Genomic DNA, 355 nt, shown 5'->3' with positions numbered 1-355 from the left:
CACCGTAACCAACGATCAGGGAAGCGTGTGGATGCTCGGAAACTACATCGTGTAGTGACGGGTGATACCCGCGTATTCCTCAAGCCGGAAGCCAAGAAACGCCCTAATACGGCGGTTCACATCCTGGTTGATATGAGCTCCTCGATGGCCTACAAGGCCGCCAATGGAAAGGAGCGTCAAGACATTGCGCGGGAAGCGTCCTTGGCTATTTCGATGGCTCTGGAAGCAATACCCGGCGTAAACCCGGCAGTCACCTTTTTTTGGTGGCAACCGGAACCAGCCAGTGTTCAGTGTCGTGAAGCATGGAGATACGGTTCAGAATCGGGCCGGTCGGTTTGGGTTCAAAGCAACTGGC

At 54.9% G+C, this 355-nt stretch carries 1 pseudogene; it reads left to right on the top strand.

Annotated elements, in window-relative coordinates:
- Positions 1 to 27 precede the first annotated feature (27 nt).
- A pseudogene (locus tag BHE89_RS24515) lies at positions 28 to 355 on the top strand (hypothetical protein); the annotation flags it as partial.

Origin of the sequence: Shigella sp. FC1967, assembly GCF_001743005.1 — a bacterium.
Taxonomy (GTDB): domain Bacteria; phylum Pseudomonadota; class Gammaproteobacteria; order Enterobacterales; family Enterobacteriaceae; genus Proteus.
The sequence above is the reverse complement of the archived record's forward strand: the minus strand, read 5'-3'. Positions and strand labels throughout refer to the sequence as shown.